Source organism: Nocardia transvalensis NBRC 15921 (assembly GCF_000308875.1).
GTDB lineage: Bacteria > Actinomycetota > Actinomycetes > Mycobacteriales > Mycobacteriaceae > Nocardia > Nocardia transvalensis.
The window spans coordinates 53,822-76,274 of sequence record NZ_BAGL01000122.1 but is presented as its reverse complement, the minus strand read 5'-3'; the positions used below and the strand labels follow the sequence as shown (position 1 = coordinate 76,274).

The 22,453-nt window shown below is 70.5% G+C and carries 20 protein-coding genes and 1 pseudogene; 11 read left to right on the top strand and 10 right to left on the bottom strand.

Annotation, left to right across the window (positions count from 1 at the left end):
* Window positions 1–8 precede the first annotated feature (8 nt).
* The 3 genes from ON41_RS32650 (at window position 9) to ON41_RS32640 (ending at window position 2,452) form a co-directional block, all read left to right on the top strand.
* A complete protein-coding gene (locus ON41_RS32650; protein WP_040752074.1) occupies window positions 9–923 on the top strand; it encodes a LysR family transcriptional regulator in 915 nt (304 codons plus the stop codon).
* Between the two features lie 133 nt (window positions 924–1,056).
* On the top strand, window positions 1,057–2,037 hold the full coding sequence (locus tag ON41_RS32645) for a DUF6745 domain-containing protein (protein WP_157185711.1): 981 nt from the start codon (window positions 1,057–1,059) through the stop codon (window positions 2,035–2,037).
* A 10-nt stretch (window positions 2,038–2,047) separates the two neighbouring features.
* Window positions 2,048–2,452 (top strand): DUF8820 family protein, encoded by a 405-nt coding sequence (locus ON41_RS32640; protein WP_083905808.1) that lies wholly within the window; start codon window positions 2,048–2,050, stop codon window positions 2,450–2,452.
* A 129-nt stretch (window positions 2,453–2,581) separates the two neighbouring features.
* Here the strand turns inward: ON41_RS32640 and ON41_RS32635 are convergent, their stop codons facing one another.
* The 5 genes from ON41_RS32635 to ON41_RS32615 all read right to left on the bottom strand — a co-directional run bounded on the left by ON41_RS32635 (window position 2,582) and on the right by ON41_RS32615 (window position 8,902).
* Complete coding sequence (locus ON41_RS32635) at window positions 2,582–3,799, bottom strand: flavin-dependent oxidoreductase (protein ID WP_040752068.1); 1,218 nt, start codon at window positions 3,797–3,799, stop codon at window positions 2,582–2,584.
* Window positions 3,796–4,326: a chorismate--pyruvate lyase family protein gene (locus tag ON41_RS32630; RefSeq protein WP_157185710.1), complete on the bottom strand. Its 531-nt coding sequence runs from the start codon at window positions 4,324–4,326 to the stop codon at window positions 3,796–3,798. The genes ON41_RS32635 and ON41_RS32630 overlap by 4 nt, the downstream gene beginning before the upstream one ends.
* Window positions 4,327–4,749: 423 nt before the next feature.
* Window positions 4,750–6,135 (bottom strand): styrene monooxygenase/indole monooxygenase family protein, encoded by a 1,386-nt coding sequence (locus tag ON41_RS32625; protein ID WP_040752064.1) that lies wholly within the window; start codon window positions 6,133–6,135, stop codon window positions 4,750–4,752.
* 116 nt (window positions 6,136–6,251) lie between these two features.
* On the bottom strand, window positions 6,252–7,682 hold the full coding sequence (locus ON41_RS32620; protein ID WP_040752152.1) for an LLM class flavin-dependent oxidoreductase: 1,431 nt from the start codon (window positions 7,680–7,682) through the stop codon (window positions 6,252–6,254).
* Window positions 7,679–8,902 (bottom strand): acyl-CoA dehydrogenase family protein, encoded by a 1,224-nt coding sequence (locus ON41_RS32615; protein WP_040752062.1) that lies wholly within the window; start codon window positions 8,900–8,902, stop codon window positions 7,679–7,681. Before ON41_RS32615 ends, ON41_RS32620 begins: the two co-directional genes overlap by 4 nt.
* A 157-nt stretch (window positions 8,903–9,059) precedes the next feature.
* On the opposite strand from ON41_RS32615, the gene qcrB reads away from it, so the two are divergent.
* Both qcrB and ON41_RS32605 read left to right on the top strand, forming a co-directional pair.
* Complete coding sequence (qcrB, locus tag ON41_RS32610; RefSeq protein ID WP_040752061.1) at window positions 9,060–10,670, top strand: cytochrome bc1 complex cytochrome b subunit; 1,611 nt, start codon at window positions 9,060–9,062, stop codon at window positions 10,668–10,670.
* Window positions 10,667–10,906 carry a hypothetical protein gene (locus ON41_RS32605; RefSeq protein WP_040752059.1) on the top strand — a complete coding sequence of 80 codons (240 nt, stop codon included), beginning with the start codon at window positions 10,667–10,669 and terminating at the stop codon, window positions 10,904–10,906. The genes qcrB and ON41_RS32605 overlap by 4 nt, the downstream gene beginning before the upstream one ends.
* A gap of 10 nt (window positions 10,907–10,916) precedes the next feature.
* Here ON41_RS32605 and ON41_RS32600 read toward each other — a convergent pair whose 3' ends face one another.
* Window positions 10,917–11,231: a hypothetical protein gene (locus ON41_RS32600; protein ID WP_040752057.1), complete on the bottom strand. Its 315-nt coding sequence runs from the start codon at window positions 11,229–11,231 to the stop codon at window positions 10,917–10,919.
* A gap of 254 nt (window positions 11,232–11,485) precedes the next feature.
* Here ON41_RS32600 and ON41_RS32595 point away from each other — a divergent pair, with 254 nt between their 5' ends.
* On the top strand, window positions 11,486–12,709 hold the full coding sequence (locus ON41_RS32595; protein WP_040752055.1) for an RsbRD N-terminal domain-containing protein: 1,224 nt from the start codon (window positions 11,486–11,488) through the stop codon (window positions 12,707–12,709).
* A 6-nt stretch (window positions 12,710–12,715) separates the two neighbouring features.
* Here ON41_RS32595 and ON41_RS32590 read toward each other — a convergent pair whose 3' ends face one another.
* The gene (locus tag ON41_RS32590) at window positions 12,716–13,174 is read right to left on the bottom strand and encodes an SRPBCC family protein (RefSeq protein WP_040752053.1); all 459 of its coding nucleotides are present in this window, start codon (window positions 13,172–13,174) and stop codon (window positions 12,716–12,718) included.
* Window positions 13,175–13,541: 367 nt separating this feature from the next.
* Here ON41_RS32590 and ON41_RS32585 point away from each other — a divergent pair, with 367 nt between their 5' ends.
* The 3 genes from ON41_RS32585 to ON41_RS32575 all read left to right on the top strand — a co-directional run bounded on the left by ON41_RS32585 (window position 13,542) and on the right by ON41_RS32575 (window position 18,030).
* Entirely contained in the window at window positions 13,542–14,741 is a 1,200-nt protein-coding gene (locus ON41_RS32585) for a DUF418 domain-containing protein (RefSeq protein ID WP_040752051.1), read from the top strand.
* Window positions 14,742–14,901: 160 nt separating this feature from the next.
* Window positions 14,902–16,986 (top strand): acyltransferase family protein, encoded by a 2,085-nt coding sequence (locus ON41_RS32580; RefSeq protein WP_040752049.1) that lies wholly within the window; start codon window positions 14,902–14,904, stop codon window positions 16,984–16,986.
* A gap of 90 nt (window positions 16,987–17,076) precedes the next feature.
* Window positions 17,077–18,030 carry an SMP-30/gluconolactonase/LRE family protein gene (locus tag ON41_RS32575; RefSeq protein WP_040752047.1) on the top strand — a complete coding sequence of 318 codons (954 nt, stop codon included), beginning with the start codon at window positions 17,077–17,079 and terminating at the stop codon, window positions 18,028–18,030.
* Between the two features lies 1 nt (window position 18,031).
* Here the strand turns inward: ON41_RS32575 and ON41_RS32570 are convergent, their stop codons facing one another.
* Window positions 18,032–18,958 carry an endonuclease/exonuclease/phosphatase family protein gene (locus ON41_RS32570; RefSeq protein WP_246829645.1) on the bottom strand — a complete coding sequence of 309 codons (927 nt, stop codon included), beginning with the start codon at window positions 18,956–18,958 and terminating at the stop codon, window positions 18,032–18,034.
* 122 nt (window positions 18,959–19,080) lie between these two features.
* Here ON41_RS32570 and ON41_RS32565 point away from each other — a divergent pair, with 122 nt between their 5' ends.
* Window positions 19,081–19,482: an SSI family serine proteinase inhibitor gene (locus ON41_RS32565; protein ID WP_040752045.1), complete on the top strand. Its 402-nt coding sequence runs from the start codon at window positions 19,081–19,083 to the stop codon at window positions 19,480–19,482.
* Between the two features lie 3 nt (window positions 19,483–19,485).
* Here the strand turns inward: ON41_RS32565 and ON41_RS32560 are convergent.
* Window positions 19,486–20,177, bottom strand: a pseudogene (locus ON41_RS32560) (DMT family transporter); the annotation flags it as partial.
* On the opposite strand from ON41_RS32560, the gene ON41_RS32555 reads away from it, so the two are divergent.
* Entirely contained in the window at window positions 20,061–21,464 is a 1,404-nt protein-coding gene (locus tag ON41_RS32555) for an aminotransferase-like domain-containing protein (RefSeq protein ID WP_040752044.1), read from the top strand. The pseudogene ON41_RS32560 and the gene ON41_RS32555 overlap by 117 nt on opposite strands.
* Window positions 21,465–21,480: 16 nt before the next feature.
* On the opposite strand, the gene ON41_RS32550 is transcribed toward ON41_RS32555, so the two are convergent.
* Entirely contained in the window at window positions 21,481–22,377 is an 897-nt protein-coding gene (locus ON41_RS32550; protein ID WP_040752043.1) for a helix-turn-helix transcriptional regulator, read from the bottom strand.
* Window positions 22,378–22,453: the final 76 nt, after the last annotated feature.

Genomic DNA, 22,453 nt, shown 5'->3' with positions numbered 1-22,453 from the left:
TCGACTACATGATCGACCTGCGTCGGCTGCAGGTGCTGCGGGTGCTGGCCGACCGCGGAACGGTGACCGCGGCCGCGGCGGCGCTGTATGTCACGCCGTCCGCGGTCTCACAGCAGATCCGTGCGCTGGGTACCGAACTCGGTGTCGAGCTGCTGCACCGCGAGGGGCGGCGCGTGGTTCTCACCCCCGCGGCGCTCGCCCTGCTGCGGCATGCCGACGCGCTGAGCGAGCAGTGGGAACGTGCGCGTGCCGATATCGCCAGTGGCGGAACGGCATTGACCGGGTCACTGCGATTCACGGGGGTGTCGTCCGCCATCGCCGCCGTCATGGGGCCGGCCGTGGCGCTGCTGCGCGAGCGTCATCCCGGGGTGGAAGCCTCGGTGCGGGAGACGGAGAGTACGGAGAACTTCGGGATCCTGCTCGCGGGCGGGGCGGATATCGCCGTCGGATTCCCCACCGCGACAGCGCCTCCCGTCGACGACGCGCGCTTCGAACAGCACGTTCTCGTCGACGACGTCCAGGATCTGCTGGTGCCACGCGGGCATCCGCTGGCAGCGGCGACAGCGGTGACGCTGCGCGACGCGGCCGCCGAGCCGTGGATCCTGGAGAAGCCCGGCGGCGATACCCACGATGTGGTTCTCTCCGCCTGCGCCACAGCGGGTTTCACGCCGCGCATCGCCCATCAGGCCAAGGAGTGGTTCGCCGTCTCCTCGCTCGTCGCCCACGGGCTGGGCGTCTGCCTGCTCCCGCGCCTGGTGCCGATCCCCGACGAACACGCTGTCGTCCGGATCCCCTTGCACGGCAGCCCCCGCCCCACCCGGACCATCGTCGGCAGCGTCCGCCGGGGCGCCGCCGGACATCCGTTGATCGCCGCGGGTCTGACCGCCCTGCGCGACGCGGGCCGTATCCCGGATCGGCCGTGACCTGGTTGCCGGTAGGGCGAAGATCTGTCACGATGGGCGTCATGTTCGAAGGAAAGGGCGACACCACCGTTATCCGGTGAGCGCATTCGGGCAGCGGGAAGCTGCTGATCTCCGTCAAGAATTTCTCTCGTGGATGCTGTCCACCGCGCCCGTCGACAGGTCGGCGGCCGAGCGGGCGGTCTCCGAACTCTATCGACTAGCCGGGCTTAGTCCGCCGCGATTCCGCTGGGTGTCCTCGCCGCTCACGGCGCTGTGTACCGGCGAGCCCGGCACCGCCGACCGAAAACCGTTGCGGGACTGGACCGTATCGGACTCCCCTGTGCTACAGCGTCTTTCGGCGCTCTGTCACGAGCCGTGGTCTACGGCCGCCACCGCGCAGCGACTGTTCGACCAGTGGGTCTCGGCTCCGCTGTCACACACCTGGGCCGGATGCGTGCAGCCGGTACTGAATGCCGCGTACGACGGCTCCAATCCGTTGGCGCGCAAGAACGCAGCCTCCGGCTGGTACTCGGTCTGGGGCCACTTCGCGGCGTGCCGGTCCGGGCCCTCGGCTCCGCTGTGGGATGCGTGGGAAGCCGTGATGCGCGGCTGCGGCGCGTGGTGGCCCGGCCGGGAGCTGTGCGTCCTCTCGGAGCGACCGCAGGCTCTCCACGCCGAGACGGCCGACGACCTCGACCGGATGCGGCTGCACCGGGACGACGGCCCGGCGATCCGCTACGCCGACGGCTGGGAGCTGTACTTCTGGCACGGCACGCGGGTGCCCGAGTGGGTGATCACCGCACCCACCGCCGCGGCCATCGACGCCGAGCGAAATATCGAGGTACGCCGTTGTGCCATAGAACATCTCGGCTGGGCCGCCTACCTCGAACGGTCCGGCATGCGGCTGGTGGGCACCGCCCTCGACCCGGCCAATCGGGGGTTCGAACTCCAGCTCTACGACTTCTCGTCCAGCCGGCGCGTCCTGCTCGTCACCAACGGGTCGGTCGAACGCGACGGCACCCGCCGCCGCTACGGGCTCGGCGTGCCGGGATATCTCACCGACCCCGTCGCCGCGGCGGCCTGGACCTACGGCCTGACCGCGCAGCAGTATTCCCTTCTCGCACAACGTACCTGAGGTGATGACCATGACCGGAACCCTTGCCCTCGACCACCTCGAACAGTCCCTGCGCATCCCCGTCGTCGACGGTATGCACGCCCAGGGCGACCTGATCGTCATCCCGCTCCGGATGCTGGAATCGGTTGCGCCCCATGCCGAAGCCGTCTGGCGACACGTCCCGCCCGAGGGTATCGAGGTCCTGCGCGGCGCGGCGGGCGGCAACCCCCACACCCTCGTCGCGGAACCCGGCCGCTGCCGGTGGACGACCCGGGTCGTCGACCCCGAAGGTCTCGCCCTGGGCATGTTCACCACCGAAACCGTCGCCTACCTGATGCACCCCGAACACGGCGCCACCGGCAGCAGCCCCGGCACCTACCTGATCCGCCGCCAACGCGAATACGTCGGCACCCGAGCCTATCTCGTCGCGGATTAGCGTGAGCCTCCATTCTTGTTTCCGGCCAAAAGCGTGCCGGAAACAAGAATGGAGGCCGGCGTCCCGGAAACAAGAATGGAGGCCGGTCGGGAAAGAGAAGGACCGGCAATACGGCTGGGGGGCCGCCGCTCAGCGGATGGTGCTGGTGCGGGTGTAGGCGGTGGAGAGGGCGGCGAGTTCGTCCGGGGTGAGGACGTCCTCGATGTGGGTGAAGCCGGTGGGGGCGCGTTCGGCGACCGTGCGGAGGATGCGGTCCATCGGCATGTCCCGGTTGGCGAGGACGATCTCGTTGACCGGGGCGAGCCGGGCGGATTCGTAGGCGAGGGCGGCCTCCGCCGGGTCGTCGGCGCGGGCCAGTTCGGCGGCGAGGACGCGGGCGTCGATGATCGTCTGGGAACCGCCGTTGGAGCCGATCGGGTACATCGGGTGGGCGGCGTCGCCGAGCAGGGTGATCCGCCCGGAAGTCCAGTGCGGCAGCGGGTCCCGGTCGACCATCGGGTATTCGAGGATGTGCTCGGTCGAGGCGATCAGGCCGCCGACGTCCACGCCCGCGCACTGCCAGCCCTCGTAGAACGGCAGCACGTCCGCCAGCCGGCCGGTGCGGTTCCAGTCGGCGGTCTCCGCGGCCGCCTCGGGCATCCTGACCTCGGCCACCCAGTTCACCAGGGTGCGGTTGTCCGGTCGCGGGGTGGGCGAGATGGGATACGCGACGAACTTCGCGGCGTGGTTGCTCCCGGCGAACAGCATCGACGATCCGGACAGGAACCGCTCGGCGACGGCCACGCCGCGCCACATCCGGATCCCGCTCCCCCGTGGCGGGCCCTCGCCGGGGTGCAGGTGGGCGCGGACCGCCGAGTGCAGGCCGTCGGCGCCGACCAGCAGATCCGCCTCGAAGTCCACCGTGACGTCGCGGTCGCGGTCGAGCACGCGCGCGCGGACGCCGTCGCGATCCTGGGTCGCGTCCACGAAACGCAGACCCGTGCGCACGGCGTCCGGGCCGAGCCGCTCGCGCACCGCGGCCAGCAGCATCACCTGCAACTCCCCGCGGTGCACCGAGTACTGCGGCCAGCGGTGTCCCGCGGCGAGCCCGCGTGGCTCGCGCCAGATCTCGTTGCCGAACCGGTCGAGGTGCACCACCTCCGCGGTGGCCACGCCCAGTGCGGCCAGCCGGTCGGCCAGGCCGAGTTCGCTCAGTTCGCCGGTGGCGTGCGGGAGCAGGTTGATGCCGACGCCGAGCGGGCGCAGGTCGCGCACGCTGTCGATCACCACGGCCTCGACGCCGACCGCATGCAGGCTCAGCGCCGCGGTCAGCCCGCCGATTCCGGCGCCGACGATCAGGACCCTCACGACCGCACCCCGACTGGAACGTAGGCGGGATTGAATCGTTCGTGCAGGTACGCCACCGCGGTCGCGGTGTGGTCGAGCAGCACGCTCTCCTTGCAGGCACACGGAATCGCGTCGGCGGCGTCGTCCGCGGGCCACAGCGCGCGGCCCGTCGCCAGAACGGTGCGGCCGAGATGGCGGCCGGCCGCGGCGAGGCTGTGCCCGATGGGGACCTCTCGCTGTGCGAGCAGGTCGGTGAGATCCCGCTCCGCACCGGCGATGACGACCGAATTAGCGGAGACGGCCGACTCCCCGGCGCGCAGCACCGAGCGGCGCACGATCACCGTATCCCCGTCGGCGCAGTTGAGCGCCGTGCGCACCGCGCCGGACAGCTCACCGGCGGCCGTCTCGCGCTGGTCGACCAGGCCGAGCGACAACCGCTGCCCGACCAGGGCCTCCAGCAGCAGTGTGGTCGACCCGTCGGCGCGAAGCAACATGCGAGTTACCGAAGGCAGCGCCAATTCGCTTGTCTCCGAGGCCATCTCGATCATCTCACGGAGCATATGCGTAAACCCGCCCGAACGCAGGCCACACCTTTCTCCGCCCCCGGCGACGTGGTCCCCTCCGCAGTGAATTTACCCGCAGATCGCTCCCGCCGCACGGCAACGATCGGGCGACGTCCGGGCACCACCGGACCGACCCGCCACAGCGTGGCAAATCGGACGGTGGTCCCGGACGAGCCCAGGTCAGCACATATACGGCACCGCGGCGGCACCCGACGCCCGCACCCGCCGACACAGCACGTCCCGCACCTCATCTCGGCACGTGCTGCTCACCGCTGGGAACAGCACCGGTCATTCCGGCCCGCCAGATCTGTGATTACCGGCACTGGCCGGACCATTCTCAGCAGCGGTGGATTCCGGTCTCGGTGTCCGGACCGGCCACTGCCTCGGCTGTCCCGTGGGTGCCGCGGGTCAGCTGGTTACCGCGGGGGCGGGGTATTCGGAGCGGGCGAAGCGGCCTGCGGGTTGGAAGCGGGAGAGGAGAGTGGCGGCGTCCTCGCCGGTGGCGGCGGTGACGAAGGCGTTCGCGTCCTCGGGGGTGGTGACGTCGAGGAAGGGCTGGGGGCGGTGGAGGAGGCCGACCAGGGCGGAGGCGAAGCGGGGGTCGACGGCGGCGCTGGCGAAGAACTGGTTGCCGATGTCGCCCAGTTCCGGGTCGCTGAGGAACAGCCGCGTGACCTTGGCGCCGGCCTCGGCCCGGGCGGCGAGGAATTCCTCGTACCGCGCGGTGATCCAGGCGTCGTCGAACGGTCCCTCGTGCGCGGCGGCCGCGGCGACCAGGCGCTGGGCCTGGATCAGGCCGCTCTGCGCGCCCTGTCCGGCGATCGGGTCGTACGCCACGGACGTATCGCCGAGCGAGGCCACGGGGTGACCGCTCGCGGTGTGACCCAGCCCGGCGCGGAAGACCGGCCGCACCGCACCCTTCAGCCAGGAGTGCGGGTCCTCGGCGAGCACCTTCGTCGCCTGCACCTCGGGGAGGTCCCAGTCGAGGTAGTCGCGGTAGAGATCCGTCACGATCCGGTGCGCGGACTCCGCGGAATCGGCTGCGGCGAAACGCTTCTCCCAGTCGCTGCCCGGCCGCGCCCAGCCGAGGAACGCCCACGTGGGCCCGGCGTCCTTGTGCAGGTACGGACCCCACCAGCCCTCGCCCTGATCGCCGAGGATGGAGAAGCCGCTGCGCGCGCCGCCCTCGGAACTGCGGTGGGCGAAGACGCTCTCGTCGTAGCCGAGCCCGGAGACGGTGACCGTCAACAGGGTTCGCTGCGGCGCGTCGTAGACGGTGCGCTGCGTGTCGACGGCGAACAGATCCGACAGCCCGCTGCGTCCGGTGGCCACCAGCGTGAGATCGTGTGCGGCGGCGATGGTGTCGAGCTTCTCGGGCGTGACGGCCTCCACCACGAACCGGCCGCCGCGCTCCTGGAACGCGGTCAGCCGGTCGTCGGCCTTGAGGCGGGTGTCGACGGCGATACCGCTGTAATCGTCGAAGGCGCCGTCGAATTCGATCAGCTCGGACCGGTCGGGCCCGGCGATCTTCACGGTGAGCCCGCTGTGCAACGGGGCCGTATCGGCGTAACTGGTGAGCCCCAGGGCGGCTTCGGCGGCCTGCGCCTCGCCGAAGATCAGGGCGGTGCCGGTCGCCGGCACGTCGTCGCGCAGCGACCGCTGATCGCGGTCGCTGTACACGGTGACGTCGAATCCGGCGTCGAGCAGTCCGAGCGCCGCGGTCACACCGGTCTGTCCGGCGCCGACGATCGCGGCCGAGCGTGTGGAATCGGAGCGTGAATTCTGTGTCGTCATAAGGGGAATGGTCCGTGACGAGCGGCTCGGGGTGGAGTATTGCGATCAGTCGGAGTTGATGGTGGTGGGGTGGATCCCGGCCGAAAGCGTGCCGGGAACTACGGCGCGGCGGGAAATTACGTGTCTGCCAGCACGGCGCTCGGCCGTGCGACCTCCTCTGGGAGCACCGTCGAACCGGGCCCTCGGAGGCGGTAGCGCGCACCACGATGCTCCGGCGGCAGCCGGTCTCCCGCCTCGAACAGCGCGTTGCGCAGCGTTCCCGGGACGTACTCCTGCGGGTACGCGCCGCGCTCGGTGAGAACCGGAACCACGTGCCGGACAATGTCTTCGAACGTACCCGGCGTGACGGCGTAGGCGAGGTTGAAGCCGTCCACGTCGGTGTCGGCGACCCACTCCTGTAACCGGTCGGCGACGGTCTCGCCGGAACCGACGAAGACGGGGCCGATTCCGCCGATTCCGGCCCAGCGGCCGATATCGCGGACGGTCCACTCGCGGCCGTCGTCGTCGAATTCCTGGAATGCCGCGACCGCCGACTGGATGGCGTTGCTCTCCACCTGCCCGATCGGATCGTCGAGGTCGTAGCGGGACAGGTCGATTCCCATCCAGCCCGACATGAACACCAGGCCGCCCTCGATACTGGCGTAGGACAGGTACTCCTCGTGCTTGTGTCGCGCCGCGTCGTCGGTCTCGGCGGTGACGATCGTCGACAGCGCGTACACCCGCGCCGCGTACCGATCCCGCCCGGCCGCCTCCAGCGCGTCGCGGATCTTCGACACCGTCTGCGCGAGAACGCGTTTGGACGGCGCGGCGACGAAGATGGCCTCCGCGTTCTCGGCCGCGAACCGCACGCCGCGCGGTGAGGCGCCCGCCTGGTAGATCACCGGCGTCCGCTGGGGCGACGGCTCCGACAGGTGGATGCCCGGAACGGTGAAATGCCTTCCGCTGTGCCCGATGTGGTGGACCTTGCCCGGATCGACGTACACCCCGGCCGCGGCATCGCGGACCACCGCGTCGTCCTCCCACGATCCCTCCCAGAGCTTGTACAGCACCTCGAGGTATTCGTCGGCCTGGTCGTAGCGGTCGTCGTGGTCGAGCTGATCGTCGGCGCCGAAATTCCGTGCGGCGGAGGGGAGATAGCCCGTCACCACATTCCAGCCGACCCGGCCGCCGGTGAGGTGGTCGAGCGTGGACAGCCGCCGCGCGAACGGATACGGATGCTCGAATCCGGTGCCGGTGGTGATCCCGAACCCGAGATGCCGTGTGACAGCGGCCATCGCGGAGACCAGCAGCAGCGGATCCGCCACGGGGATCTGAGCGCCCTGCCGCAGCGCCGCGACATCGGTGCCGCCGTAGACGTCGTAGGTGCCGAGTACATCCGCGATGAACAGGCCGTCGAATCTGCCCTTCTCGAGCAGCGCCGCCAGCTCCGTCCAGTAGCTCAGCTCCTTGTACCGGTGCGACTGATCCTCGGGATGCCGCCACAGTCCGGGTGATTGGTGGGCGACACAGTTCATGTCGAAGGCGTTGAACCGGATACGCCGCGTCATCGGGCGCCGCCCGCCGTGCTCGTGCGCTCGCCGGCGCTCCACGCGAACGGCAGGTCCGTGCCGTTGAGCAGGTGGTCGCCGATGGCGCGGGCCTTGAAGATGGCCGGATTGTGCACCGAGATGGTGCGGGCGTTGCGCCAGTGCCGATCCAGCCGCAGCCGCTCCGAGGTCACCGACGCGCCACCGACCTCGAACAGTTCGCTGGTCGCGGGCAGCACCGTGCCGATGACCGCCAGTTGCGCCTGCGCGGCCGCCAGTTCCGCTGCCACCAGGGCCTTCTCGTCGGTCGGGTCGCCGGACAGCACGGTGTCCAGCACGTCCGCGACCGCCAGCACGCTCGCGCGGGCGCCGAACGCCGCCGCCGACAGCCGGCCGATCACCTGCTGCACCAGCGGATCGTGCCGCGGCAGATCGGCCACCGCGTGGGTGTAGGTGCGGGTGCGCTGCGAGACCCATTCGCGCGCATCGCGTTCGGCCCGCTGGGCGATGCCCGCGAGCACCGCCAGCTGCACCAGTTGCAGGTACGCGGTCGCGTACGTCGGGCCCGCGACGCCGTAGCCGGGACCCAGGATCCGATCCTCGGAGACCTCGACATCGGTGAATTCGGTGGTGCCGCTGGCGGTCAGGCGCTGCCCGAACCCCTCCCAGTCGTCGTGCTGGCGGACTCCGGGGGCGTTCGCGTCGACCAGCACGCCGACCCGTTCCCCGTCCCGGTCGGCGGCGGCGAGGATGTGGTCGGCGTACAGCGAACCGGTGCTGTAGTACTTGATCCCGTTGAGCAGCAGGCGATCTCCGTCGCGGGTGATCCGGGTCTGATACCTGTCGACCGCGCCCACGCCGGGTTCGGTGATCGCGTTCCCGACCAGCGTTCCCCCGCCCGCGGCGCGCAGCCAGTGCTCGCGCACCGGTCCGGGCGCGGCGAGCAGCTGATCCTCGACGAACGAGAAGTGCACCCGCAGCGCCTGCGGAATATTCGACTCGGCCGCCGCCAGCTCGATCAGCTGCCGGAACAGCTGACGCACGGTCGCGCCGTAGCCCCCGAACTCCGCGGGCACGCGCAGCGCCCCGAATTTCGCGGCCCGCAGCGCGGCCACCTCGTCGTAGGGCAGGGCGCGGTCGACCTCGCGGTCGACGGCGCCGGCGGCGATGCGGTCGTAGATCGGCGCGAAGACAGCGTCGAGTTCGGCATCGGTCACGGAGGGCGCGGCGGTGGAAGTCATGCCTCACGATGACGCACAACCCCGGCGCCGCTCACCGGTTGCGCGCAGCGCGATCGAAACGCTCGCGCCGTGACGCCGGTCACACGGTGTCACACATCGGGGACGCCGTCCCTCTTATGAGTAGACGGTCGTCGACGATCAGGAGGGTCATGCAGCCATGAGCACCGTGGCAGGGCAGGCGAATGCGGCGGACGAGCGGTATCACCTCTCGGCATTCGTCAAGCGCTCGATCAACAAGGTATTTCCGACGCACTGGTCGTTCCTGCTGGGCGAGATCGCGCTGTACAGCTTCATCATCCTGTTGCTGACCGGCGTGTACCTCACCCTCTTCTTCGACCCGTCGATGACGGAGGTCGTCTACAACGGCTCCTATCAGCCGCTGCGCGGGGTGACCATGTCGCGCGCGTTCGAATCGGCCCTGGACATCTCGTTCGAGGTGCGTGGCGGCCTGTTCGTGCGGCAGGTGCACCACTGGGCGGCGCTGCTGTTCTCGGCGTCGATGATCATCCATCTGTTCCGTATCTTCTTCACCGGCGCGTTCCGCAAGCCGCGCGAGGCGAACTGGGTCATCGGATCGATTCTGCTGATCATCGCGATGTTCGAGGGCTTCTTCGGCTACTCGCTGCCCGACGACCTGCTCTCGGGCACCGGCCTGCGCGCGGCGTTCTCCGGCATCACGATGTCGATCCCGGTGATCGGCACCTGGCTGCACTGGCTGATGTTCGGGGGCGACTTCCCCGGCGACATCATCATCCCGCGCCTGTACATCGCCCACGTGCTGCTGTTCCCCGGCATCATGCTGGCGCTCATCGCCGCGCACGTGGCGCTGGTCTGGTATCAGAAGCACACCCAGTTCCCCGGGCCCGGCCGCACCGAGAAGAACGTCATCGGCGCGCGCATCGTCCCGGTGTTCGCCGCCGATCAGGGGGCGTTCTTCATGTTCACCCTGGGCGTGCTGGCGGTCATGGGCGGCGTCCTCCAGATCAACCCGATCTGGAATCTGGGTCCCTACAACCCTTCTCAGGTGTCGGCGGGCACACAGCCGGACTTCTACCTCATGTGGACCGACGGCTTCCTGCGCCTGATGCCGCCGTGGGAGCTGTATCTCGGCCGCTACACGATTCCGGCGCCGGTCTGGGTGGCCCTGACCATGGGGCTGGTCTTCATGGTGCTGATCGCCTACCCGTGGATCGAGAAGCGACTGTCGAAGGATACGGCGCACCACAATCTGCTACAGCGGCCGCGGGACGTGCCGGTGCGCACCGCCATCGGCGCCATGGCCGTCACCTTCTATCTGGTGCTGACGCTGGCGTGCGTGAACGACATCATCTCGCTGAAGTTCGACATCTCGCTCAACGCGACGACGTGGTTCTTCCGCATCGCGCTGCTGCTCGCCCCGCCGCTCGCCTACTACCTCGCCTATCGGCTGTGCCTGGGCCTGCAGCGCAGTGATCGCGCGGTGCTGGAGCACGGCATCGAGACCGGCGTGATCAAGCGGCTGCCGCACGGCGAGTACATCGAGATGCACCAGCCGCTGGGCCCGGTCGACGACCACGGCCACCCGATTCCGCTGGAGTACCAGGGCGCGCGGGTGCCGAAGAAGATGAACCAGCTCGGCCTGTCGGGCAAACCCGGACCGGGATCGTTCCTGCGCGCCGACCCGCCGCACGAGGCGGAGCGGATGGTGGAGACCGAGCACGCCGAGGAGCACAAGCAGCTCGCCGTGCTGCGCGACTACCAGCAGCGCGGAAACGGAGACGGCCGATGAGGTGGCGCGGCGCGACCCGCGAACCGGCCGCCGAGGACTACGGGCTGCTGGTGCCGGCGGCCACCGCCCCCAACGCGGGAGCGGCGGACGAGGTGCGGGACCTGTTGCGATCCCACGGGATTCGCGCCACCACCGGGCGGGCCTACCGGCACGGCAGCCGGTATCGGACGCGGGTGCTGGTATTTCCGGAGGATGCGGCCCGCGCCTATGACGTGATCTGCGATCACACGGGGTAAGCGAGCAGGCTCAGCCGCGATAGATGCGGTCGACCGTCGTCGTCAGGAGTTCGTGCAGGGTGGCCAGGGCGGCGCCGGAGACCTCCGGCGCCGACCCGCGCACGTCGGTGTCGTTGAGGCCCTCGACGATGCCGTTCTCGACCGCGATATGCACCGCGTCGCGGGAGACGCCGTTGTGGCGACAGTGCTCCGTCGCGTGCTCGAACCAGTCCAGCGTCGACACTCCCGCGGCCTCCGCCGCCTGCACGACCGACAGCGCGGATTCGAACCCCGCGCGCACCGTGGCGTCGTGGACCGGATCGGCATCGTATGGCTCCACGCTCATCGCACTCCTTCCACCCACCGGCACCTGTCCCTCGACGGTACGATACGACTCCGGCGTCTTCGTGCCGGAATGCGAATCCTCTACGGCAGAGATGCCCAAACCGGTACCGCCGTCACACTGTGACAGTTCACAGGATTCGCCGACGGCCCACCTACTCCGTGCACAGAACCTCGGCCGCTTGGTGATCGCGGCCGTGAACGCGGCGTTACCGTGAGATGCCGAGCGAGCGCCGGGGCGGCGGAAGGGAATCGACGATGACGGCTATCAGTACCGAGCACCAGGACCTCACGGTCTCGGGCCAACCGGTCACCTCACCGCTCAAGGACGTGCGGGCACTGGCGCGGAAGATGGTGGGGCACTTCGTCGACAACGTCGCCCCCTGCGGGACGCTGCCCGGCGACGCGCTGCGCGGCGATATCACCGCCGTCACCCGCGCCTGCCTCGAGCTGGCGATCAGCATGCTCGACGGCACCGACATCCCCGACAAGACCGCCCGGCTGGAACAGGCCGCGGCGAACTGGGCCCGCGAGGGCATCCCGATCGACACCATCCAGCACGCGCTGCACGAGGGGTTCAAACTCGGCTTCGATCTGATCCTGGACCGCGCGACGGCCGAGGACTTCGACAGTTTCAAGGGCGCGTCGCGGCGGCTGCTGGACGTGCTGGACACGATCAACGCGACCGTCTCCCGCGCGTACGTCCGGGAGCTGCGCGGGGTGGTCGGCGAGCACCACACCGCGGTGCACACGCTGACCTCGGCGCTGCTGGCCGGGCATCCCACGTCGGTGATGGCGCGGGAGTCCGGGATCGAGATCGCCGAGTCGTATCACGTTGTCGCCCTGTCCGTTCCGGCTCATCCGGACGAGCGGAATCCGGCGCTCAACAGCCAGGTGGTGGCGCGGCGCAAGCTGCGGCGGGTGCAGGCCGCGCTGGCCGACCGATGTGCCGATACGGCGCTGTCACTGCTCAGTGTCGACGGGGGCACGCTGCTCATTCCGACCAGCACCGTCGAGGACGGCGACCTCGACGAGTTCGTGGCGTTCCTGGCGCACAACGCGCAGGTGCCCGTGACCGCGGCGGTGGTCGATTCCGGCGCGGGCGATATCCCGACCGCCGCGCAGCGCGCCCACGAACTGCTCGACATGGTGCAGCGTCTGCAGTGCCGCCCGGCGCTCTACCGCTTCGACGGGCTCGCCCTGGAATACCAGCTCACCCGGCCGGGTCCGGGCAGCGACTATCTCGGCTCGCTGCTGGACGTGCTCGACGCGCACCCCGAACTGCTGGACACGCTCAAGCGGCACATCGGCACCAACCTGAACCGCCAGCAGACCGCCCGGGCGCTGCACGTCCACACCAATACCGTCGACTATCGCCTCAAACGCGTCGCCCAGCTGACCGGCTTCGACCCGACCCAGCCCGCGGGGCTGTGGTATCTACGCTCGGCCCTGGTCGCGCGGACCTATCGGTCGGGGCGGTAGCTCCCCTCAGCCCTTCTCGGCGAGGTCGGCCAGGCGGTCGAGGGAGGCGCGGAGTTTGTCGGGAGTGGTGGCGCGTGCGCGGACGAGGCGTGTCTCGTCGGTCAGGTCGGTCCAGTCGTAGGTGTGGGTGACTCGGGTGCGGGACTCGTCCACGGGCTCGAGTTCCCAGCGCCACAGGTGGCCGGGCGGGCGGCCGCCCGGTTCGCTCGGCAGCCACGCGATGCGGCGGCCCTCCACGAACTCGACCACGTGATTCTCCCGCACCGCGCCCGGCTTGGTCAGGGACATCAGGAAGACGTCCCCCACAGCGCGAACCCGTTGCCCCGCAGCGGCTTCGGTGAGATTGTCGTTACCGTCCCAGCTCGGCTGCCGGGCAGGATCGGCGATCAGCGCGAAGATCGTGTCCGCTCCGGCCGCGATCTCACGATCGGCCGATACGATCCGCACTTCGGTGCTCTCGGTCATAGGAAGATCGAAGCATCCACCCGCCCGACACGCCACCACCGGCATCTCCGAAGCACCCTCCCATCGTGTCCGGCACGCCCCCTCCCATTGCTTCCGGCATGCCCCCTCCCATCGTTTCCGGCATGCCCCCTCCCATTGCTTCCGGCACGCTCCCTCCCATTGCTTCCGGCACGCTCCCTCCCATTGCTTCCGCAATGCTCCCTCCCTTGTTTCCGGCATGCTTTCGGCCGGAAACACCGCACGCACCCGCACTCGTGTCAATACCGCGGAGGTCGACCCATAACTAGGGCGATCGGCGTAGGAAACCACCCGCGTATCGCCACTACGGGTGATGTGGGAGCCGAACCGGACGCCCTAGCGTGGGCACATGTCCGAGGTGAACGGGTCGACGGCGGGTGGGCGGCGGATCGCCGAGGTCGACATGCTGCGGGGGTTCGCGCTGTTCGGGATTCTCGTCACCAATGCCGTCGTGGTGACCTCGCTGCTGAATCTCGTCGGGCCGGAGGACGATCCGCGGCCGCGGTTCGACGGCGGGATCGACCTGCTCACCACCGGCCTGATCGACGGGTTCTTCCTGGGCCGGTTCTATCTGCTGTTCGCCTTCCTGTTCGGCTACTCGTTCACGCTCCAGATCGCGGCCGCGCGACGGGCGGACGTCTCGCCGCGGGCCCGGCTGCTGCGGCGCTGCGGGGCATTGTTCGCGATCGGGCTGGCGCACGTGCTGCTGCTGTGGATCGGGGACATCCTCACGCTCTACGCCGTCCTGTGCCTGATCCTGATCCTGCTGCGCACTCTGCGGCCGCGCGCGGCGGTGATCACCGGCGTGATCCTCTACGTGCTGTATTCGCTGCCGTCGCTGTTCGCGCCTACGTCGGGCGGCATCTCGGATCTGGCGCATCTCTTCGACCTCCAGCGCCTGCAGGAGGGATTCACGGGCAGTTTCTCCGACACGCTGCACACGCAACTGGCGTTCGGGCCGCTGTTCCTCCTCTTCACCTGGGTCGGACAGGGCGTGCCGAGCCTCGCCCTGTTCCTGCTGGGCATGGCCGCGGGCAAGCGGCGGCTGTTCGAGGACGGCGATCTGATCCGGCGGTGGACGCCCCGGGTGCTGTGGGCGGGATTCGGTGTGGGAGTACCGGTCTCGCTGATCACCTGGGCCGTCGGCGCCGAGATCCTGCGACCGCTGCCACTGCTGCCCGGGGTGCAGGAGCTGGTGAATCCCCTGATGACCTTCGCCTACATGGCGGTGATACTGCGGCTGGCGCGCTCCCGGTGGGCGTCCGCCGTCGCGCGCCTGGCCCCGGCGGGACGCATGGCCGCCACCGACTACATCGGCCAGTCGGTGGTGTTCATGCTCGTCTACAGCGGTTACGGCTTGGCCCTCGCCGACGATGTGCCGCCGCTCGCCGTCGTGGGTATCGCGCTGGTGACCTTCGCCGCACAACTGTGGTTCAGCGCGTGGTGGCTGCGCGGGCATGCCTACGGCCCGGTGGAATGGGTCCTGCGCGCCGCCACGTACCTGACCAGGCCGTGCTGGCGGGCGGCGTCGCCCGCCGCCGCCCCCTAGGGGTTGGCGAACTCACAGCTATACGGCCGTGGCGAAGTGGATCGGCATTCCGGGGGCGTGGTAAGAGAACTAGGGTGTCGTCTCCGTCTCGCGTTCTCCCCGTGCCAGGCCGTCGGGGACCGCTGTGTCCCCCGGGTACCGGCCGATTCGGTGCGGTCGCGTGACCGAGCGAGCGGCGGGGACATCCGAGGGGACGCCGGGGCAGCAAACCCGGAGCGGTGGCCCGGCGTACCGGCTCGATCTGGACGGGCTGCGGGGCGTCGCCATCGGGCTGGTGGTGGTGTTCCACATCTGGTTCGAGCGGGTGTCGGGCGGTGTGGACGTCTTTCTGGTGCTGTCCGGATACTTCTTCACCGGACTGCTGTTGCGGCGGGCGGCGTCGGGGTCCGTAGGCGTGGGAGCGACGCTGCGGCGAACGGCGCGACGGCTGCTGCCGGCGCTCGTGACGGTACTGGCGGCGGTGGTCGCCGCGACCGTCGCGCTGCGGCCCTATACGCAATGGAGCGATCTGGCCGCCCAGACCCTCGCGTCGCTGTTCTACTACCAGAACTGGCGCCTCGCGCTGTCGTGGACGAACTACGCGGCGGCCGATCCGTCGGTCAGCCCCCTGCAGCATCTGTGGTCGATGTCGGTGCAGGGGCAGTTCTATCTCGCCGTGACGCTGCTCGTCACCGGGCTCGCGTGGCTCGGCACGCGGCTCGCGAAACCGATATCGCCGCAACGACTCTCGCTGGTCGTCTGCGGCGCGCTGGGCCTGCTGTCGTTCGTCTACGCCGCGCAGGCGAGCACGGACCATCAGGGCTGGAACTACTACGACAGCTTCGCGCGGGCCTGGGAACTACTGGCCGGCGCGGTGCTGGCCGTCGTCGTGCCGCGCCTCGCGCTGCCACGGATCGCGCGCCTCGCGCTGGCGGCGGCGGGAACGGTCGGCGTCCTCGCGTGCGGGTGGCTGCTCGACGGCGTGCGCCTGTTCCCGGGACCCGCCGCGCTGGTGCCGGTGGGTGCGGCGGCGGCGCTGATCGTGGCCGGCAATACCGCCGATCCGGATGCGCGGCCGCTGCCCAACCGGATGCTCGCCAGCCGCCCACTGGTCCGGCTCGGCGATATCGCCTACGCGCTGTATCTGTGGCACTGGCCGATCCTGATCTTCGTCCTCACCGAACGCGGCAGGTCCACCGCCGGGCTCGGTGACGGGCTCCTCGTGATCGCGGTATCGCTGGCGGCGGCGTGGGCGACCCACCGGTTCGTCGAACAACCGCTGCGGCTGCGGACGGACCCTCCCCCGGCGTCGGCGGCCTATCGCCGCCGGGCCGGAGCGGCGGTCACCGCCGCGGGATCGGCGGTCGCCGTCCTGGCGGCGGTCTGGCTCGTGGTGGTGAGCGCCAATCCGCCGCGGCCCGTCGGCACCCTCGACAGCACCGCCTACCCGGGCGCGGAGACGCTCGCCGCCGGAGTCGGGGCGCCCGAGGCCCCGATGCGCCCCTCGATCGCCGAGGCACCGGCCGACCGGGCCTATCCGGCGCGCGACGGCTGTATCGCCGACTTCGACACTCGCGACGTCGTCACCTGCACCTACGGCCGTCCGGACGCGCGGCGCACGCTGGCCGTGGCGGGCAGTTCCCATGCCGAACACTGGATTCCGGCGCTCCAGGTCCTCGCCGACCAGCACGACTTCCGCATCGACGTGTACCTGAAGATGGGCTGCCCGCTGACCGTCGCCGCGGAGCCGATGTACAAGGGCGAACGCATCCCCGACTGCCGCGACTGGTCCCGCGACGTCATCGATCGCCTGGGGGTCGAGCGTCCCGACTGGGTGTTCACCACCGGCACGCGGCCGCGCGACACCACGGGCGACGAAACGCCCGCCGACTACGTGGACGTGTGGAGCGAACTCGCCGACCGCGGCCTGAACGTGGTGGCCGTGCGCGACACTCCGTGGTTGCGCCGCAACGGAATTCGCTATCGCGCCATCGACTGCCTCGCCCAGGGCGGCGACCGGACCAGTTGCGGCATGCCACGGGCGGAAGCCCTCGACCCGGTCGATCCCGCCGAGGCGCCGGCCGCCGGCCACCCCACCGTCTTTCCCATCGACCTCAGCAATGCCGTCTGCGAACCGCTGGTGTGCCCGGTCGTCGCGGGCAACGTGCTGCTCTACCACGACGAGCACCACCTCACGGCCACCTACTCGCGGTCGCTCGCACCGGAACTCGAACGGCAGCTGCGGCCGATTCTCGGCTGGTGGTGAACCGCCACACCTACCGGGACCGTGCCTCCCGTGCAAGACCCCTACCGCGAACGGCGGGGCGCATCGACAGCGGACACGGAGAGGTGTGTGATGGACGGCATGCGGAAAGTGATCACGGCCCTTGCCTCGCTGGTCCTCGCGGGTGCGACGAGCGCCGTCGCGGCCCCCTCCGCGCAGGCCGAGGCGGTCTGCCCGGGTGCGGGGCAGGCGACGATCCCGGTCGCGTCGGTCCCCGGCGCCGCGCTGGAGGGACTGACGGTCGACGCCGGCGGCCGCGCCTACACCACCGACATCACCACGGGCCGGATATTCCGGATCGACGCCCCCGGCGCCCCCGCGGTCCCGATCGCGACCGTCCCCAGCGGCGGCGCCGGCGCGCTCGCCTGGGCGCCCGACGGCTCGCTGCTGGCCGGGTACGGCGCCGACGCCCGGGTACTCGCCGGAGACGCGCTGCGGCAGGCGGGAATCGTGCGGCTGGACCCCGAGACGGGCGCGCCGCTGCCGTTCGCCGCGGGTCTCAGCGCCGCCAACGGGATGGATGTCGCCGCCGACGGCACCGTCTACGCAACCAACGACTTCGGCAGCCTCGTCGGCCGGGTCGCCCCGAACGGCGCGGTCCAGGCCGACTGGGCGCAGCTGCCCAGCGCCAACGGCGCGGTCCTTGGCTCCGGGGACCAATACCTGTACGTATCACGCACTTTCGCGAATCCTGGCGTCAGCCGGATCCCGATCGCCGCACCGGGCGCTCCGCAATCGCTCCTCGATCTCGGCGGGGCCGACAGCACCGCCGCACCGGACGGGCTGACCCTGGATTCGCTGGACCGGCCGGTCGTGCCGCTCAACCCGTCCGGCCGGATCGTCCGCATCGACGCGCCGAACACCTACTGCCTCCTCGGCACGGGCAGCGGTCTCACCAGCGTCGTCAGCTACGGCCGCGGCACCGGCGGCTTCTCCGCGGGACGGCTGTTCGCGGCGACGTTCACCGGGCAGATCTACGAGGTGCCCGGCGCCTTCGATCCCGACGCGCGCACCGCGACTCCCTGAGTCACCGTTCGCTATCCAGCCGGACGCGCGCTATCAGGGCGCGGTGGTCGGCACCGGGAATTCTCGCCGTCTCGACCGTCGCGGCGTGGCCCCGGGAGAGCAGGATGTGGTCGATGCCGACCAGCGGTGGCCAGCGTTTGTCGGTGGGATAGGTGGCGAGGTATCCGGCACCCGCCTGTTCGGCGGCGTCGGCGTAGCGGCCGGACAGCATCGCACGGAATTGCGCGTGGTCGTAGGTGGCGTTGAAATCCGCCCCCACGATCACCGGACGGTCCCGCGGCGCGCGGTCGATGATGGCGTGCAGCCGGGACAGCTCGTCGCTCCAGACCTGGGTGCCGAAGACCGGCGGCACCGGATGGAAGGCGTACACCGTCACCGGTCCGGCGCCCGGCACGGTCGCCGTCGCCGACAGCTGGTTGAGGACGAACCCGTCGTACTCGACGGTGTCCGACAGCGGGTAGGCACTCCAGATCCCGGTCCCCGCCCCGGTCCGTCCCGGGGAGAGATGGCGGAAGGGCAGCAGCCCGTCGAGTCCGGCCCGACCGAGGCCCGCCACCGCCGCCGGGGTGAGTTCGTTCACGGTCAGCAGGCTGATGTTCCGTGCGCGCACCTCGTCGACGACCGCGGCGGGATCCGCGCCGTCGAACAGGAGATTGGACTGCATGACGGTCAGCTCGGGACCGTCGCCGCTACCGGACCGTTCGATATACAGCGGGACCACGATCCACGCGCCGATCACCGCGACCACGACCGCCACCGCCGCGCTGCGCCAGCTCCGCAGTGCCGCGAACCCCACGACCCCGATCAGCGCCGCGCCCATCAGATACGGCGCACCGGACGCGGCCAGTACGACGACCCGCGAGCCCAGCCTGCTGAAATGCAAGGCGATCCCGGCCGCCCCCGTCAGCGTCGCGATCCACGCGATCACACCGGCACCGACCCGAATCACCCTCGACAACACGCCCACAAGGCAAACACGTGGCATGTCGATTACCAAGCCGGGCCGGGTGCCCAGCGTAACGCCGGGGCCCGCGCGGAAGACACACTCGTATGCGCGTCTCGTTCCGAACCCTGCTCACCGCGTCCGGCGTACTTCTCGCGAGCGCCGCGCTCGCCGTCCCGGCCGGCGCCGATCCGGGACCGGACACGCAGCTCACCCTGTCGGTGGCACGCGGCGAAGGTGGTGCGCCCGCGGTGCGGGAGGTCACGCTGACCTGCGACCCGTCCGGTGGATCCCACCCCGATGCCGACGCCGCCTGCCAGGAACTGGCCGCCACCGACGGCGACCTCGACGCCCTCGCCACCCAGGATTCCCACACCATGTGCACGATGATCTGGGATCCGGTCACCGTCACGGCCACCGGCGCCCGGCACGGCCGCCCGGTCGAGTATCAGCACACCTTCGCCAGCAGCTGCGTTCAGGAGGGCGCGGGAGCGGTCTTCCGCTTCTGACCGTCACGAATCCCGCTCCACCCGAACGCTTTTCGTCCGTACGCGGGCGCGGACCGTGGTGGCGGCGCAGGCGATCACGGCGAGGCCGCCGACGACCGTGGGCCAGGTGAGATCCTCGTGCAGGAGTAGCGCTGCCCAGCCGATGGTCAGCACGGGCTGGACCAGCTGAACCTGGCTGACCCGCGACATCGGCCCGATCGCCAGACCGCGGTACCAGGCGAAGAAGCCGAGATACATGCTGACCACCGCCAGGTAGGCGAAGGCGAACCACGCGGACGGGCCACCGCCCGGGTGGTGCCGCAGCGCCGAGGCGACCGTGAGGGCGATCATCAGCGGCGCGGCGAGGACCAGCGCCCAGGACACCGTCTGCCAGGCGCCGAGTTCGCGGGCCAGCAGCCCGCCCTCGGCATAGCCGATCGCGGCCGCGACGACCGCGCCGAACAACAGCAGATCCGACGGGCGCAACCCGCCCAGCCCGTCGCCCTGCACCGCCGCGAAGACGACGGCGGCCGCTCGTGCCCGCGCAGCACGGCCGTCACGGCGGTCGCGGCGGGCAGCAGGGCGATCACGACGGCGCTGTGACCGGCCGGCGCGGTGGTGTCGTCGCCGCGTTGCGCGACTGGATCGCCACCGCTGCGCCCGGCGCCCAGCTGCCCTCGACCCGGACACTGGTCACCCGGTACGGCGCGAGCCCGGTCACGGTGCAGAAGGCGCTGCGGACACTGACCGCGCAGGGAATGATCGAGAGTCGGCCCGGCGTAGGCACTTTCGTGCGCGCGGTAAGCATCGCCCGCCCGCACGACTACGGCTGGCAGACGGCCGCGCTCGGATCGCCGCGCGTCCGGGGCGCGCGGCTGTCGACTGCCTTGCGCACCGCGCCGAACGATGTGATCGCCCTGCATTCGGGCTATCCCGATCGAGAGTTGTTGCCGGAGCGCCTGGTTCGCGCCGCCTTCACGCGCGCGGCTCGCGGCGCGGCGGTCACGGCCAGGCCGCCGGCCGCGGGCCTGCCGGAGTTGCAGGCGTGGTTCGCCACCGAACTCGGCGCGGCCGCCCCGGCGGGTGTGGCACCGCCCGCGCCGGGCGACGCGGTGATCCTGCCGGGCAGTCAGAGCGGGCTCAATACCGCCTTCCGCGCGCTGGTGGGCTCGGGGCGTCCCCTGCTCATGGAGTCGCCCACCTACTGGGGCGCGATCCTGGCCGCCCATCAGGCGGGGGTACAGATCGTGCCCGTGCCCAGCGGTATGCACGGCCCGGATCCGGCGGAGCTGTCGCGCGCCTTCGAGCGCACCGGGGCGCGAGCGTTCTATGCCCAGCCCACCTTCGCGAATCCTACCGGCGCGCACTGGAATTCGTCGCTGGCCGACGAGGTGCTCGACACCGTCCGCCGGCACGGCGCGTTCCTGATCGAGGACGACTGGGCGCACGATCTCGCGCTCACCGCCGATCCGGCCCCGCTCGCCGCGCGCGACGACGGCGGGCACGTGGTCTATCTGCGCTCGCTGACCAAGAGCGTGTCGCCGGCCGTGCGCGTCGCGGGCATGATCGCGCGCGGCCCCGCCCGCGAGCGCATCCTCGCCGACGTCCAGGCCGAATCCATGTATGTCAGCGGCGTCCTGCAGGCGGTAGCCCTCGACGTCGTCACCCAGCCCGCCTGGCGGACCCACCTGCGCACGGTCCGCCGACAGCTCCTCTCGCGCCGCGATCTACTCGTCGGAGCCCTGCGCGACCATGTCCCCGCCGCACAGGTGGACCAGGTCCCGGCGGGCGGCCTCAACCTCTGGGTCCGGCTACCCGACACCACCGACCTGGACGTACTGGTCCGCGACTGCGAGGCCGCGGGCGTCATAGTCGCGGCAGGAACCGAATGGTTTCCCGCCGAACCTACGGGCCCCTACCTGCGCCTCAACTACTCCGGCCCGGGACCGGGGGCCTTCCCCGACGCCGCCCGTATCCTCGGCGAAGCCCTCGCGTGGAAATGACCTTTGCCGTAACCCGTCACTCGGGCTGGCGCGCCGCCCGTGATTGCGTAGCCGCCCAGCTGGCGAGGAGGGTGAGCCGGTCTTCGGAGGCGGTGCCGGGTTCGGCGGTGTAGGTGATCAGGTTGTGCACGGCTCGGCCGGACAGCGGCAGGTCGAGGGACTGGAAGGTCAGTTCCAGGTCGCCGACGTCGGGGTGCCGGAGCCGTTTGATGCCGTCGTGGCGGATCAGGACGTCGTGGGCGGCCCATAGTCCGCGGAATTCGGGGCTGAGGGTGCACAGCTCGCCGATGAGTGCGCGCAGTGCCCGGTCGCTGGGCTCGCGCGCGGCCTCGGCGCGCAGCAGGGCGGCGGTGGCGTTGCCGGCGGCGTCCCAGTCGACGAAGAAGTCGCGGGCGCCGGGGTCGAGGAAGACGTAGCGGGCGATGTTGGGGCGGCCGCGCCGGTCGACGGTGGCGCTGTCGAACATCGGCGCGTGCAGGGCTCGGGCCAGGGGGTTGCTTGCTACGACGTCCGTGCGGCCGTTGCGGACGAACGCCGAGGACATCGTCATGGAGTCGAGCAGCCACCCCACCTGAGGCGGGACCTCGACGTCCCGGCGACGCGCCGGTGTGCGACTCGCGGGCCGTGAGGACCGAGCCAGATCGAACAGGTAGGTGCGTTCGTCGTCGTCCAGTTGCAGAGCGCGAGCGACCGCGGCGAGAACGTCTTCGGACACGCCGCCGATGTGCCCCTTCTCCAGCCGCGTATACCACTCCGTGCTCACCCCTGCCAGGACGGCGACCTCCTCACGCCGCAGCCCGGCGACCCGGCGACGGGAGTTGGTCGGCAGCCCGGCCTGTGCCGGGGTGATCTTGGCGCGCCGACTGGCGAGGAAATGCCGGACTTCGCCGCGATGTCCGGGCTGCTGGTCCATGTCGTTCACGGTAGCCACCGATTACGGCGCGAGGGGGGTCGAGGTCATACCCCCCATGAACGCGACCTTCTCCGGT